Genomic DNA, 14,428 nt, shown 5'->3' with positions numbered 1-14,428 from the left:
CGCGGTCCCGCGGTCGGATCCCGGATCGCACAGATTCATGTCGGTGGAGTCACAGGGAACGGCCATGGCCGATCAGGAGGAGCTGACCGTCGACGAGGCGACGGAGGTGTGCCTCGACGTGGTGGAACGGGTGGAGGAGGCCGTCGTCGTCGAGCGGTCGGTGCTGTTCGAGACGCTCGCGGCCGTCATCGCCCGCGGCCACGTCCTCGTCGAGGACGTGCCGGGGACCGGCAAGACGGTGCTGGCGCGCGTCCTCGCGGAATCGCTGGGGCTGGGGTTCACTCGCGTCCAGTTCACGCCGGACCTGCTGCCCGCGGACGTGACGGGATCGAACGTCTACAACGAGCACGAGCGGGAGTTCGAGTTCTCCCGGGGGCCCGTCTTCACGAACGTCGTCCTGGCCGACGAGATCAACCGCGCGCCGCCGAAGACCCAGGCCGCGCTGCTTGAGTCGATGGAGGAGCGCCAGGTGAGCGTGGACGGGACGACCCACGACCTGCCCGAACCGTTCGTCGTCATCGCGACGCAGAACCCCGTCGAACAGGAGGGGACCTTCCGCCTGCCGGAGGCCCAGCGCGACCGCTTCGCTGTCAAGACGTCGATGGGCTATCCCGACGTGGACGGCGAGATGGACCTGCTGGACAAGCGCGCCGACCGGCGGTCGCTCGCTCCGAGCGTCGACCCCGTGATCGGGCCCGGGACGGTGCTCGCGCTGCAGGACCTCGCCGAGGACGTGCGCGTCGACGACAAGGTGCGCCGCTACATCATCGACATCGCCCGGGAGACGCGCGCCGACGAGCGGACCGAGATCGGCGTCTCGCCGCGCGGCGTCCAGCGGGTGTTCGAGGCCGTGCGCGCCGGCGCGGTGGTCGCCGGTCGCGAGTACACCACGCCGGACGACGTGAAGCGACTCGCCCGCGCCACGATGGCCCATCGGCTCGTCCTCACGACCGAGGCGACCGTCGAGGGGGTCGACCCCGAGGGGATAATCTCGGACGCTCTCGACGCGGTCGACGTCCCCGCCGTCTCGCCGGACGCGCCGGATCCGGGCGACCCGGGAGGCGACTCCGAGCGCGTGAACGGCGACGGAATCGAATCGCACGACAGTAGCGAACCCGCTAACGGGAGCGGCACGAGCGACACGTCCAGCGACGGTCGTGGCGAGCGGCGACCGTCGCGCGACCGCTCGGCGCCCGAGCGGTCGGACGGAGGCAGCGTCGGCCGCGACGACGACCCCGTCTAACCGACAGCGTTTTTCCCGCGGCCGTCCCGAGAACTGAGCGTGACACTCCGCGGCGTCGTCGTCGACGTGAGCGACCCGAAGACGGTCTCGACCCAGTACGGCGAGAGCGAACTCGTCGAGGTGAGCCTGCGACCCGACCGGGGCCGGGGCGAACCGACCACGGTGACGCTCTGGGACAAGTGGACCGAGACGGCGACGTACCTCGAACCCGGGATGGAACTGGCGGTGACGAACCCCGAGGAACGGGAGTACCGCGGCGAACAGCAGTTCTCGACGACCGGCGACTCGATGGTCGTCGTCGAACCGGACTTCCTCGTCGACGTGACGGACGTGCGCTCGTGGGTGCAGTGCCCGCGGATGTACTACCTCAACAAGATCGGCGGGACGCCCAACGCCTACCCCGTCGTCAAGGGGACCATCGTCCACGAGGTGTTCGGCGACCTCCTGCGCGGCCGTGACCTCGACGAGTCCATCGACGAACGGGTCGAGGAGGCCGGCCTCGAACTCGGGATGCTCGGCCGCAGCGCCGACGAGGTCCGCGAGGAAGTGCGGCAGAACGCCTCGGCCATCGAGGGCTGGCTCCAGCAGGGGACCCTCACCGACGAAGACGAGTGGCGCTCGGAGATGACGCTCGTCAGCGAGACGTACGGCCTGAAGGGGCGGGCCGACGCCGTCCGCCGGGGGATGCCCGTCGAACTGAAGACGGGGAAGAACACCAAGCGCGAACCCCGCTTTCACGACAAGGTGCAGGCGACCTGCTACGCGCTCATCCTCGGCGAGCGCCGCGGGGAACCGCCGGACACCGGGACGCTCCTCTACACCAAGAACGCGGCCGTCGAGCGCAACGAGGAGAGCGGCGACCTCTCGCCGGCCAAGGAGTTCTCGATCGGCTCGGGCTTCCTGAAGTTCGTGCTGCGGACGCGGAACGCGCTCGCGGCGATGGAACACGGCGTCGACGTGCCGACGGGATACGAGGCCGACGCCAAGTGCGAGTACTGCTTCGAGCAGGACACCTGCATGGCCGTCTCCGGCCGGCTCGGCCAGGAGTCCAAGGCCGGCCAGGTCGGGTCGCCAGTCCCGGAAGAAGAGCGCGAGTACTTCGACCGAGTGTACCAGTCCATCGAGCGTGAACGCCGCGCCGTCCACCGCGAGTACGCCAAGCTCTGGGAGCAGACGCCGGAGGAACGGGCCGACGACGACCGCGCGCTCGTGGATCTGGAACCCACCGAACGCAGAGAACTCGACGGCGGCAACTGGGAGCTACGCGCCCGCGGGACCGGTGCCGTCTCGAAGATCCGAGAGGGCGACCTCGTGCTCGCGAGTGACGGCGACCCGATCCGCGGGGAGGCCGAACTGGCCCGCGTGGAGCGGCTCGGGGGCGGCGTCGACGACGGAGACGAGCGCAGTGACGACCCCAGACCCGAGATCGTCGTCACCGCAGACGAGCCGGTCGAACTCCGCCGCATCGACGTCTACCCCTCGGAACTCTCGACGGACAGGATGCTCACGGCGCTGCACGACGCCATCCTCACGCAGTCGCCGGCGGAGAAGGACGTGCTCTTCGGCCGACGGGAACCGGAATTCGAGTCCGTCGGCGAGACGTACGTCCCCAACAACGACGCTCAGGACGAGGCCGTCCGCCTCGCGGTCGGCTGCGAGGACTGCGCGCTGATCCACGGCCCGCCGGGGACCGGGAAGACGTATACGCTGGCACACATCGTGCAAGCACTGGTCGAGGACGGCGAGCGCGTCCTGCTCTCGGCCTTTACGAACCGCGCCGTGGACAACGCCCTCGAAGCGCTCGTCGACCAGGGCTTCGAGGACTTCGTCCGCGTCGGCACGGAGAGCGGCGTCCGCGAGGACATGCAGCAGTATCGTCTCGAACGAGCCGGCGACCCCGACGAGCGGGTCGCGGAACTGCGGGACGCGCAGGTCGTCGCCGCGACGACGGCGACCTGCGGCTCGCGGATCATGCGCGAACAGGACTTCGACGTGGCTGTCGTCGACGAGGCGGGGCAACTCACCGAGCCGGGCACGCTCGCGGCGACGAACCTCGCCGAGCGGTTCGTCCTCGTCGGCGACCACCAGCAGCTGCCGCCGGTCGTCCAGGCCGACGAGCCGGACCCCGAGACCGAGTCCGACGGTGGCGCGGGCGAAGACGTGCCCGCGCCCGGCGCGACCCTCTCGCGCTCGCTGTTCCAGCGGCTCATCGAGCGCTACCCGGACGCCTCCGTCATGCTGAACCGACAGTATCGCATGGCCCAGCGCATCCAGGCGTTCGCCTCTCGCGAGTTCTACGACGGCGAACTCAGGCCCGCGACGGGCGAGGTGGCCGCCCAGCACCTCCGCGACCTCTCCGGCGTCGACGTGGGGTCGCTCCCCGACCACCTCGCGGACCAGGTGGCGTTCGTCGACCCAGACGGCCGCGCGGAGGGGAACACGAACCCGACCGAGGCGGCGACAGTCGCCGAGACCGTCCAGGCGTACCGCGACGCCGGCGTCCCCGCCGAGGAGATCGGCGTCATCGCGCCGTTCCGCGCGCAGGTCGCCGAGATCGGCAAGCACGTGTCCGATGGCGTAGCCGTCGATACGGTCGACCGCTTCCAGGGATCGAGCAAGGAGGTCATTATCATCTCCTTCGTCGCCACCGGATCGCTGGTGAGCCCGATCTTCGAGGACTACCGGCGCGTCAACGTCGCGCTGACGCGGGCGAAGAAAGCGCTCGTCCTCGTCGGCGACGCCGAGGCGCTCGGCACCGACGAGACCTACGGCCGCATGGTCGACTGGGCGCGGTGAGGCGGTTTCTATCGATACCCGGTAAACGACCCTCGAACGCTCGATTTCACTTTCGCCCCGTGGCTATCACTTTTGACTAGCGACTCACCGCTTTACTTTCACCGTGTGGCCCAGATTTATGTCTAGGCTCGGACGTTTCACTTTCACTCCGGGGCGGACCTTTATGACTAGCCGGTTACCGTTCCACTTTCACTCCGTGGGCAGGAGTTATCACCGGGTTTCGGCTCCACTTTCACCCCGTGGCGGAGTTTTATCACTAGAGTTTGACCCGTTCCGTAGCGACCGGTGGAGGAAACTATAAGCCGTATCGCCGGTGGGACTACCGTATGTTCAGGCTGGTCGAGGCGAGCCGCGTGATCAGGGAGGCGGTGCCGTCAGAACTCGCGCCGCTGTTCTGGGTGATCACGATCCTCGGGAGCGCGAAGTTCCTGATGGTCGGCCTGTCGCTCGCGTACTGGAACGACCAGCGGCGGCGACGCGAGTTGCTCGCCGTGATCAGCGTCGCGTTCGTCGCCGTTTCGGTCACGCTGGCGCTGAAGTACTGGTTCGGCTTACCGCGGCCGCCGGCCGCGGTCCAGCGCTACCCCATCGAACCCAGCCCCGTCGGGTTCCCGAGCGGGCACGCCATCGCCGCGACGACGGTCTACGGCGGCGGGCTGATCGCGATGGACGAGTACCGCGACCGGACGACCGTCCTCGGCGTCGGCGCGCTGGTGGCGCTCATCGGGCTCTCACGCGTCGTCCTCGGCGTCCACTACCTGGGTGATATCCTCGCGGGGTTCGCCGTCGGACTGGTGATGCTCGGCGTGCTCGCCGTCGCTATCGACGAGGGGGCGGCGGTCGTGTTCGGACTCGCCGTGGTCCTTTCGGTCCCTGCCGTTCTCGTGACCACTGAGACGGGCGACGCCGCGCTCGCCGTCGGCGGGAGCGTCGGCGGTCTCGCTGGCGCGCTCTGGCGGACTCGCGCCGAGCGGTTCCGCTCTCGCGCCGAGCGCGCGCTGGTCAACGTCGCCGGCGTCGGGTTCGTCGGCGGCGCGCTGATCGTCGTCGAAGCCGTCGAGACGCAACTCCTCGTCGCCAGCGTCGCGAACGCCGCGCTGGCGTTCGGCATCGTCGCGCTCCCGTCGGTCGTCGGCCGGTTCGAACGACTCCAGCGCGCGACCGCAGCGGACTGACGGGGTTTTAGACCGTCCGCGTCTACGGGACCGGTAGGCTCTCGGACGGGCGCGTCGTAGGCCCGGCCGTGCCAGTCGAACTCCCACTGGGCGAGGGGACTGTCTCCGTCTCGCTCCCGGACTGCGACGTGACGGTCTGTCGGCCGCCGGGCGGCGATCCGGTCGACGTCCGCGTGGCGGCCGAGGCGACCGTCGCCGACCCGCACGGCCCGCGCCTCCGTCGCCGCGTCGACCCGGACGACACCATCGGGATCGTCGTCACTGACGTCACCCGCGCGACGCCCGACGACGTGCTGCTGGACGTGCTGCTAGACGAAGTCGCGGCCGCCGGCGTCGTCCGCGAGCAGGTGACAGTTATTCTCGGCCTCGGCCTCCACCGACCGATGAGCGACGCGGAGATCGAGGATGCGCTCGGCGACCACGCCGACCTCGCACGAAATCACGACCCCGACGCGACCGTCGAGGCGGGGACCGTGGAAGGGACCCCGATCGAGATCAATGAGACGCTCGCGAAGACAGACGCCGTCCTCGCGACGGGGATGGTCGAGCCCCACCAGTACGCCGGCTTCTCCGGCGGCGCGAAGACCGTCGTCGTCGGCGCCGGCGGCGAGTCGCAGATCGGATACTCCCACGGCCCGGAGCTACTCGGACGCGAGGGCGTCCGCCTCGGCCGCGTCGACGACAACCCGTTCCGGGAGTTCGTCGACGCGGCGGGCGATCTGGTCGGCGTCGAGTTCTCGCTCAACGTCACCCACGGCCCGAGCGGCGTCCTCGGCGCGGCCGCCGGCGACCCGCGGTCGGTCGTCCGCGACCTCGCCGGCGCGGCCCGCGACGCGCTCGCCGTCCCGGTCGACGACGGCTACGACGCGGTCCTCGCCGGCGTCGGCGCGCCGAAGGACGCGAACCTCTACCAGACGACGCGGGCGGCGACGTACGTGACTCTCGGTGCGCACGATCCCCTGCGGGAGGGCGGTCGAGTCGTCGTTCCGGCGGCGCTCCCCGAAGGCGCCGGCGAGGGGACGGGCGAACGGCGATTCTACGACTGGCTCTCCGCCGCCGAGAGCGCAGAGGCACTCTACGAGGAGATGCGCGAGGGGTACGAGCCCGGCGCTCAGCGGGCGTTCGTCGTCGCCCGGGCGCTGCGCGACCACGACGTCTACGTCACGAACAGCGACAGCCCCGAGGTCGTCGAGGCGTGTCTGATGCACGCTCGCGAGTCGGCCGAGGACGCGATCGAACCGGGGAGCGACGTGCTGGTCGTCCCCGACGCGCTCGACACGCTCCTGGTCTGAGCTAACCCCTCGCCCGGCCGAATTTTGAACGGAGTTCGGACGGACTCTGCACGCGGTCCGAACGGAGTTTGCCGGCTCTCCGAGGCGAGTTTGAAAATTCCTTATCCCCGGTGCGGGCGCGGACGCGAACGAATCATGCCATGTGACACGACTCGACGCACGTTCGTGAGAGGCGCAATCGGAGCGGTCGCGGCCGGTGCGGTGGCCGGCTGTTCGACCGGAGGCGACGACGGCGGCGACGGCGCGACGACCGAACCCGGCGAGGATTCGATGGACGACGGCGGCGAGTCCATGGACGGCGGCGACGGATCGATGGACGACGGATCGGCGACCGACTCGATGGACGGCGACGACTCGATGACCGATTCCATGGACGGCGAGTCGATGGACGGTACCGAGACCGGCATGGACGGCGGAATGGACGAGACGACCGAAGGAATGGACGACGGGATGGGCGGGATGACCGAAACTGACGACGGCATGGGCGGAATGGGAGAGACAGCCAACGGAATGAGCGGCATGAACGAGACGGAGGGCGGGATGGACGACGGAATGGGCGGCAACGAGACGATGGGCGAATCGACCGAGACAGACGACGGGATGTAGGCGGCCGTCCCTCGGCGGTTTGGAAGAACCTCGTCTGACGGCGGGTCAGTTCGTCCCGGGTTCGCGCTCGGGCGTTCCCTCGCCGTCTATCTCGGCCATGACCCGCTCGTGGAAGCGCTGGAGAACCTCGCTCTCGTCCTCGGCGAGCACCACGTCGGAGGCCATCAGCGTCGCCAGACCGAACGCCCGCGGCGACGGCGTGTCGACGCGGTGGTGTTCGACCGCGACGGTCCCGTCACGGATCGCGCCGAGCACGTCCTCGATGGCGTCGACGTTCAGTTTGTCTTCGAGTATCTCCCGGTAGGTCTCCTCGATGACCGCGAAGTCCTCCAGGTCCTCGGCGAACCCGAGCAGCATCTCGGAGTTCATCTGCTGCTCGCTCGCGGACTTCTCGTAGCCCTTGTAGCGCTTGAGGATCATCAGCGCCCGGGTCGCGTTGATCCGGAAGTACCGCTGGAGCAGGTCAGTGCCGTCGAGGCTCGCCCGCAGGTCCGGGCGCACGTCGGTCGGTTCGAGGTCGGCGAGGACGCCCGTCACGTCGACCTTCCGGTTGAGCGGCATCGAGAGGGTGAAGCCGTTGTCCGCGACGGCCACCTGCACGTTGGCGTCGGCCTCCTGGGCGACCCGGTAGGCCAGCAGTCGGGAGAAGCCGTCGTTGAACCGCCGGCCGTAGTTCGAGTGGACGTAGTACCGGCGCTCGTACTCCTCGCGGTCGAGTTCCTCCTCGACGACGAGCCGTTCGTCGGTGCTCACGCTCTCGAAGCCTGCGTACTTGACCTGCTCCTCGAACATCCGCGTCACCGCTCGAACGCTGTTCTCGTCGAGCGGGTAGTTCCGCAGCCAGTGGCGCACCGCGCCGGCGCCGCCGCGGTCGAGCCTGTCGAGGAGGTCCCGCTGGAAGGCGAGGATCTCCCTGCCGAGGTCGTACGAGAGGGGCAGGCGTTCGGAGAACCACGACGGCACCGTCGGGCGGGCGTTCGTCCGGTCGGCGTACACCTTCGACCCGCGGCGGTAGCGGTACTCGAAGCGGTCGCCGCCGAGGACGAACACGTCGCCCGAATCGAGCGTGTCGAGGTAGGACTCGTCCAGTTGCCCGACCCAGTCGTCGCCCGAGCGGGTGAACACGTCGCAGGTGAACGAGTCCGGGATCGTCCCGATGTTGGTCATGTAGATGACCCGCGCGAGGCGGCCGCGCTTGCCCATCAGGTGCTCGCCGACGGGGTACTCCTCGTAGTGGTGTTCGCCGTCGGGCGCGTCGTTCGTGTCGCGCCAGACCTTCGCGTAGACGTGTCTGTCCTCCATCCCGTCGTAGTCCGCCGTGAGGTACCGCATGAGCGACTCCCACTCTGCGTCGCCGTAGTTCCGGTAGGGGTAGGCGCGTTCGAGGATCCCGCGGATCTCGGCCTCGGGTCGGATGTCCGCGATGGCCATGCCGTAGACGTGCTGTGCGGCCACGTCCTGGGCGTTCTCGGGGACGAACACCCGGTCGACGAACCCCTCGGTCGCCTTCTTCAGCATCACCGCGCACTCGACGAGTTCGTCGCGGTCGAGCGCGACGACCCGGCCCGTCACCGTCTCGCCGAGCTGGTGGCCGGCGCGGCCGACGCGCTGGAGCAGCGACGCGACGGACTTGGGCGAGCCGACCTGTACCACCAGGTCGATGTGTGGCATGTCGATGCCCAGTTCCAGGCTCGTCGAGGTGGTGACGACGTCGAGGTCGCCCGACTTGAGACGCTCCTCGATCGCCTGACGGCGGTCCTTCGAGAGGCTACCGTGGTGACAGCCGGAGTTCTCCTCGTCGTACTCGTCGTTGCGCTCGCGCAGGTTGTGGAGCACGCGCTCGGCGCCCGACCGCGTGTTGGTGAACACGAGCGTGTTCGTGTGCGCCTGGATCAGCTCGTGCAGGTCGCGGTAGAACCGGTCGTTCACGACGTCCGGCGGCGTGTTCACGAGGTCGTCGGTCGGACAGACGAGTTCCATGTCGAACTCGCGGGCGAAACGGGCGTCGACGATCTCGTAGTCCCGAGGACCGCCGCCGGGGGACTCCTGGCCGACGAGGAACTCGGCCATCGCGTCGAGCGGTTCGACCGTCGCCGAACAGCCGATACGGGTCGGCGAGCCGTGGGCCAGCGATTCCAGCCGTTCGAGCGAGACCGAGAGGTGCGTGCCCCGCTTGTTCTCCGCGAGGCTGTGGATCTCGTCGACGACCACGTACTCGACGGTGCGGAGCTTCTCGCGGAACTTCGGCGAGTTGAGGAGGATTGCGAGCGTCTCCGGCGTCGTGTTGAGGATGTGCGGCGTCTCCGTCAGCATCTTCTGGCGGTCGGCGTCGCTGGTGTCGCCGTGGCGGATCGCGTGGCGGATCTCGACGTCCTCGCCGCGGTCGTCGAGCGTCTCGGTGATCCCGTCGAGCGGCACCTCCAGGTTGCGGTGGATGTCGTTGGCCAGTGACTTGAGCGGGGAGACGTACAGACAGTAGACGGAGTTTTCGAGCCCCTCGGCGCGGTCGCGCCGGAAGAGCTCGTTGATGATACTCGTGAAGGAGGCGAGCGTCTTGCCCGAGCCGGTCGGTGCCGCGATCAGGGCGTTGTCGCCCTCGTGGATGAGCGGGACGGCCTCCTTCTGGGGCGGGGTGAAGAAGCCGCCGTTCTCGGGGACGTACTCGCCGAACTGGTCGACCCACCACTCGCGGACCGGCGGCTCCAGCAGGTCCAGCACGTCGGCGTCGTCTATCTCGACGGCGGCGGGATCGACACCCGTGTCCGCCGCGTCGAGCAACTCTCGTCCTCCCATTCGGGCCTCGTGGCTACCGTTAGGGCCGCGCCGTCAAGTGGGTTTGGACAGCGGAGTGAAAGTGGTCCCGGGTGCGAGAGCCCCGGTTCTGGCGACGATCGGCAGCGTCACCCCTCGAACGCGTTGTCGGTCGTGATCAGGAGGATCGCGAGGATCAAGACCGCGAGGACCGCCAGCGCGGTCCCGACCGGGCCGCCGCCGAACGCGTCGAACCGGAATCCCCAGGCCTCGCGGATCACGACGTATCCGAGCGCCACCGTCGCGAACAGCAACCCGGCCACCTTCGAGAGCGGGGAGTCGATTCGGAATCCCATGGCGTCACGTCGTCGCGCTGTACCCAAATGTCTTGTGCGGCGACAGCTTTTGACGGGGGCGATCTCGCGGCGTCGCGGGGTCGCGGACAGGCCCAAGAGGCTGGCGACCCAACTGATCACGTGCTCTCGAACGCCACGCGGGTGCTCTGTCCGCTCGTAACGCCCTTCGACGACGGCGCCGTCGACCACGACGCGCTCGCCACCGTCGTGAACCACCTCGCCGACCGCGGCGTCGACGGGTTCGTCCCCTGCGGAACCACCGGCGAGTTCGCTAGCCTGACCCAGGAGGAACGCACCGAGGTCGTCGAGACGACGGTCGAAGTCGCGCCGTCGGACGCGCCCGTCGTCGCCGGCGCCGCGGGGACGGCCGTCGAGACGGTCCGTGGGCGGATCGCCGACGTGGCCGCGGCCGGCGCCGACGCCGCGCTGACCGTCTCGCCGTACTACGTCACGGCGTCGGAGCCGTCGAGCAACCAGGCCTTCTTCGAGCGGGTCGTCGCCGACAGTCCCATCCCGATCTACCTCTACAACATCCCCTCGGTCGTCAACGAGGAAATCGCCCCGGAGACGGTCGAGGCGCTGGCCGAGCGCGAGTCGGTCGTCGGTCTCAAGGACACAAGCGGCGACCTGACCCACGTGACAGACGTGCTCGACCGCGTCCCCGACGACTTCGAGGTGCTACAGGGGTTCGACGGCCAGCTCGTCCCGGGGCTGTACATGGGCATGGACGCCGGCGTCAACTCCGTCTCGCACGTCATCCCGGAGGCGGTCACGGAGGCCGTCGAATCCACCCGTGCCGGCGACCACGACCGCGCCCGCGGCCTGCAGCGTCACGCCGTCGACCCGCTCTTTCGCTGCGGCTCCCAATACGGCTTCTCCGGCGCGACGAAGGTCATGCTCGCCCACGAGGGCCTGATCGACGACCCCGAAGTGCGTCCACCGCTCGAACTCCCCGATCCCGACGAGCGCGAGGAGATCCAGTCGACGCTGGACCGGGTCGGCGACCGGGCGACGGGGTGATCGAGACCCGGGGCGGGTATCCCGCTCCGGTGCCCGTCGAGGAAGGTCTATTCCCCCGGGGGACGAACGCCGGGTATGCGCGTCACTTTCCTGGGCACCGGCAGCGCGATGCCGACCGGCGAGCGGTTCCAGACAGGTCTCCTGCTGGAGGCCGACGGCGGGAACCTGCTGGTCGACTGCGGCAGCGGCGCCCTCCACGGCCTCCAGCGGACCGGCGTGGGCTACGACGACATCGACGCCGTCCTCCTGACCCACCATCACCTCGACCACGTCTCGGACCTGCTTCCGCTCCTGAAGGCGCGGTGGCTGGCGGGAGAGACCGACTTCACCGTCGCTGGACCCGACGGGACCGAGGACCTTGTCACCGACCTGCTGGAGGTCCACGACTACATGCAGGACCGAATGGACCTCTCCTTCCGGGAGGTCGGTCCGGGATCGTTCTCGCTCGCCGGGTTCGAGGTATCCGCGATGGAAGTCCGCCACTCGATGTACTGCCTCGCCTACCGGTTCGTGGCGGCCGGAGCGGCTGATTCCGCCGACAGCGACGGCAACGTGCCCGCGTTCGTCTTCAGCGGCGACACCGAGGCGTTCACCGACCTGATCGAGTTCGCCGACGGCGCCGCGGTCCTGGCCCACGACTGTTCGTTCCCGGACAGCGTCGACGTGGACAATCACCCGACGCCGAGCGAACTCGGCGCGGTGCTCGCGGACGCAGACGCGCACGTCGGCCGCGTCTACCTGACGCACCTCTACCCGCACACCGACGGCGAGCACGAGGCGATGCTGGACTCGATCGCCGAGCGCTACGGCGGCGACGTCCGCTTCGCGTCCGACGGGCTCTCGCTCGACATCGAGTGAGCCGATACGCGTCCGACCGACGCCGTCTCACGCCGGAGAACGCCCGACAGCGCCGCGACAGAGTCAGAAGAAGCGCCGTGACGGGTCGGACCCGATCACTTACCCGTGTGGGAGCCCCCCGAAGTAGATAGATGCCGTCGACAGAACTCGAACTCCCGCAGGCGGACGACGGCGGGACGGAGCCCCCCGTCCGCTGTGAGGCGTGTCGGTCGGCGTTCGAATCGGAGAGCCAGCAGACGGTCTCCTTCCTCCTCCTCGATCAGCTCACGATCCCCGTTCTCAGCTGCGACGACCACTTGCAGGAGTTCACCGCGGTCTGCGGACTGACCAGCGAGGACTCCGCCGACCTCCTCGACCACCTGCCGGCCGGCGGGGTCCGCTGTCCCGGCTGTCGCAACGCCCGGTACGACTCCTCTCACCCGCTCGTTCCGGTCCAGGACGGGGGCGTCGTTATCACCGCGTGCCCGACCCACCAGTCGGCGATCGTCGAGCGCTTCCGCGCGGGCCTCCGGACGCACGAGCAGTTGACGGCCACGCTCGGGACGACCCACTCTGCGACTCGCTGAAGTCGGGACTGAGCGCCGCCCTCTGGACGTTCGGTTCGTCAGTCCTCGCGGGCCTGCATCCGGTCTGAGAAGTCCCAGGTGTACGCCCGGTCGACGTCGATTTCGATAGCGACCTCGTCGCGCTCGGGCGAGAGCAGCGACTCCGCCAGTCCGCTGTCGCGGTCGCCGAGGTACCGGTCGACGAGCGCCCGCAGGACCGCCTTGTCCTCGTCGGGCGAAACCGACGCGGTGCCGGCGCCGCGGACGCCGCGATACGGCGGCTCGTTGGTCGAGATCTCGAAGGCGACCGCGGGGTTCTCCCGGAGGTATCGGACCACCTTCGCCTTCGCGCCGGTCGCACACTCCAGGTTGCCATCGCGATAGCGGTACCACAGCGAGAGCATCCAGAGCCCGCCGTCCGGCGTCTGCATCGCGAGCCGGATCGGGATCGCCCGCTCGTCGAGGAACTGTTCGGCCCGCTCGCGCGTCCAGTCGCCGGTTACGTTCTCCATGGTGGGTCCCGATCGAAGCGTCGGCCGCCGCGGGCATAAACGTCGGTTGCGACTGGATCGGCTGCGAAGATCTCTGCGACTCAGGCGCGTTCGAGCGTGATCTGGAACTCCGCGCCGCCGGCGTCGCTCTCGCCGACCGCGACGGCGCCGCCGTAGGACTCCCCCAGCGCGCGGACGAACCCCAACCCGAACCCGGTGCCCTGGCTGTCCGCGCCCTTGACGCCCATCTCGAAGATGTCGTCGCGGATGTCGGGGGGGATGCCCGCGCCGTCGTCGGCCACGCCGACGGTGACGTCGTCCGCGGTCGATTCGACGGCGGACAGCCGGACGCTCACGTCGCGATCGTTGTGGACCGCGGCGTTCGAGAGGACGTTCCCGAACACGGAGTCGATCAGGTCGCCGGCGTAGACGCGGTGGTCGAAGTCGCCGCCGTCGAACTCGACCGAGAGGGACCGGTGCTGGTCGGTCGCGTCGGCGACCGCTCGTTCGAGGAGCGGGCGCAGCTTTCTGGCTTCGGGTTCGCGCTGGGCTTCGAGCGTCGAGACGAGGTCGCCGGCGCGGTCGACGAGGTCGGCGGAGTTGGCGGCGGCGCGCTGGATCTTCCCGACGTACTCGGCGGCCCGGTCGTCCTCCACGCTGTCGGCGACGGCGTCGGCGAAACCGACGATGACCTGCAGATCGTTGCCGATGTCGTGGCGGAGCAGCCGGTCGTACAGCTCGATCATCTCCTTGCGGGTCTCCAGGTCCCGTCTGGCGCGTTCGAGACGCTCGCGCGACCGGATGTTGCTGATCGCCGTCGCGGCGTGGGTCGCCAGGATCTCCATCGGGCGGACGAACCCGTCGCCGAACTCCTCGACGGTCGACGACCGGACGACGATCACGCAGATCGTCTCGTCGACGATCCCCTCGGGGACGGCGAGCGTCGCCGTGGTGTCCGAATCGGTCTCGATCCCGGCTTCGTCGCCGCTGAGGACGACCGTGTCGCCGGTCTCGTACGCCCGACGGGCCACGTCGCTCGGCGGCGAGCCGGCAGAGATATCCGGGTTCGTGCTCCCGGCGACGCGTAGGTCGCTGTCCGCGTCGCCGCACCCGCGGACCTCGATCACGGTCACGTCGGTCAGTTCGAACAGGATGGTGATAGCCTCCAGCGTGAGCGAGACCACCTCGTCGACCGTCTCGCACTGGTTGAGCGCCTGTCCGTACTTGTTGAGGTCGGCCACCTGCCGCGCGAAGTCCTGGCGTTGTTCGAATCCCATCGGCTCCCCTGGACGGTT

12 protein-coding genes are annotated in these 14,428 nt (G+C 69.1%); 8 read left to right on the top strand and 4 right to left on the bottom strand.

Annotation, left to right across the window (positions count from 1 at the left end; genetic code table 11):
- The first annotated feature begins 64 nt into the window (after positions 1-64).
- The 5 genes from PSC72_RS19150 (at position 65) to PSC72_RS19130 (ending at position 7,112) form a co-directional block, all read left to right on the top strand.
- Entirely contained in the window at positions 65-1,243 is a 1,179-nt protein-coding gene (locus PSC72_RS19150; protein ID WP_274323026.1) for an AAA family ATPase, read from the top strand.
- 39 nt (positions 1,244-1,282) lie between these two features.
- Entirely contained in the window at positions 1,283-4,039 is a 2,757-nt protein-coding gene (locus PSC72_RS19145) for an AAA domain-containing protein (protein ID WP_382261814.1), read from the top strand.
- A 326-nt stretch (positions 4,040-4,365) separates the two neighbouring features.
- Positions 4,366-5,214 carry a phosphatase PAP2 family protein gene (locus tag PSC72_RS19140; RefSeq protein ID WP_274323025.1) on the top strand — a complete coding sequence of 283 codons (849 nt, stop codon included), beginning with the start codon at positions 4,366-4,368 and terminating at the stop codon, positions 5,212-5,214.
- A 68-nt stretch (positions 5,215-5,282) separates the two neighbouring features.
- On the top strand, positions 5,283-6,506 hold the full coding sequence (locus tag PSC72_RS19135; RefSeq protein WP_274323024.1) for a lactate racemase domain-containing protein: 1,224 nt from the start codon (positions 5,283-5,285) through the stop codon (positions 6,504-6,506).
- Between the two features lie 165 nt (positions 6,507-6,671).
- Positions 6,672-7,112, top strand: coding sequence for a hypothetical protein (locus PSC72_RS19130; protein ID WP_274323023.1), 441 nt, complete (start codon positions 6,672-6,674; stop codon positions 7,110-7,112).
- 45 nt (positions 7,113-7,157) lie between these two features.
- Here the strand turns inward: PSC72_RS19130 and PSC72_RS19125 are convergent, their stop codons facing one another.
- Positions 7,158-9,905, bottom strand: coding sequence for an ATP-dependent helicase (locus PSC72_RS19125; RefSeq protein WP_274323022.1), 2,748 nt, complete (start codon positions 9,903-9,905; stop codon positions 7,158-7,160).
- 107 nt (positions 9,906-10,012) lie between these two features.
- Positions 10,013-10,219, bottom strand: a complete 207-nt coding sequence (locus tag PSC72_RS19120) for a hypothetical protein (protein WP_274323021.1) — start codon at positions 10,217-10,219, stop codon at positions 10,013-10,015.
- A 120-nt stretch (positions 10,220-10,339) separates the two neighbouring features.
- Here PSC72_RS19120 and PSC72_RS19115 point away from each other — a divergent pair, with 120 nt between their 5' ends.
- From PSC72_RS19115 to PSC72_RS19105, 3 genes are all read left to right on the top strand, one after another.
- Entirely contained in the window at positions 10,340-11,239 is a 900-nt protein-coding gene (locus tag PSC72_RS19115) for a dihydrodipicolinate synthase family protein (RefSeq protein WP_274323020.1), read from the top strand.
- A 75-nt stretch (positions 11,240-11,314) separates the two neighbouring features.
- Entirely contained in the window at positions 11,315-12,097 is a 783-nt protein-coding gene (locus PSC72_RS19110; RefSeq protein WP_274323019.1) for an MBL fold metallo-hydrolase, read from the top strand.
- A gap of 131 nt (positions 12,098-12,228) precedes the next feature.
- Complete coding sequence (locus PSC72_RS19105; protein ID WP_274323018.1) at positions 12,229-12,663, top strand: hypothetical protein; 435 nt, start codon at positions 12,229-12,231, stop codon at positions 12,661-12,663.
- A 38-nt stretch (positions 12,664-12,701) separates the two neighbouring features.
- Here the strand turns inward: PSC72_RS19105 and PSC72_RS19100 are convergent, their stop codons facing one another.
- Together PSC72_RS19100 and PSC72_RS19095 are read right to left on the bottom strand one after the other, a co-directional pair.
- The gene (locus PSC72_RS19100; protein ID WP_274323017.1) at positions 12,702-13,154 is read right to left on the bottom strand and encodes a pyridoxamine 5'-phosphate oxidase family protein; all 453 of its coding nucleotides are present in this window, start codon (positions 13,152-13,154) and stop codon (positions 12,702-12,704) included.
- 80 nt (positions 13,155-13,234) lie between these two features.
- A complete protein-coding gene (locus tag PSC72_RS19095) occupies positions 13,235-14,410 on the bottom strand; it encodes a sensor histidine kinase (protein ID WP_274323016.1) in 1,176 nt (391 codons plus the stop codon).
- Positions 14,411-14,428: the final 18 nt, after the last annotated feature.

The sequence above is a fragment of the Halosimplex aquaticum genome, assembly GCF_028747785.1.
GTDB classification, from domain to species: domain Archaea; phylum Halobacteriota; class Halobacteria; order Halobacteriales; family Haloarculaceae; genus Halosimplex; species Halosimplex aquaticum.
This window is presented reverse-complemented; position numbering and strand designations above follow the sequence as displayed.

Bases quoted from the DNA above. Each gene is read 5' to 3' on its own strand.
- PSC72_RS19150 (WP_274323026.1), top strand. From the start codon at position 65: ATGGCCGATCAGGAGGAGCTGACCGTCGACGAGGCGACGGAGGTGTGC.
- PSC72_RS19140 (WP_274323025.1), top strand. From the start codon at position 4,366: ATGTTCAGGCTGGTCGAGGCGAGCCGCGTGATCAGGGAGGCGGTGCCG.
- PSC72_RS19125 (WP_274323022.1), bottom strand. From the start codon at position 9,905: ATGGGAGGACGAGAGTTGCTCGACGCGGCGGACACGGGTGTCGATCCC.
- PSC72_RS19120 (WP_274323021.1), bottom strand. From the start codon at position 10,219: ATGGGATTCCGAATCGACTCCCCGCTCTCGAAGGTGGCCGGGTTGCTG.
- PSC72_RS19110 (WP_274323019.1), top strand. From the start codon at position 11,315: ATGCGCGTCACTTTCCTGGGCACCGGCAGCGCGATGCCGACCGGCGAG.
- PSC72_RS19105 (WP_274323018.1), top strand. From the start codon at position 12,229: ATGCCGTCGACAGAACTCGAACTCCCGCAGGCGGACGACGGCGGGACG.
- PSC72_RS19100 (WP_274323017.1), bottom strand. From the start codon at position 13,154: ATGGAGAACGTAACCGGCGACTGGACGCGCGAGCGGGCCGAACAGTTC.
- PSC72_RS19095 (WP_274323016.1), bottom strand. From the start codon at position 14,410: ATGGGATTCGAACAACGCCAGGACTTCGCGCGGCAGGTGGCCGACCTC.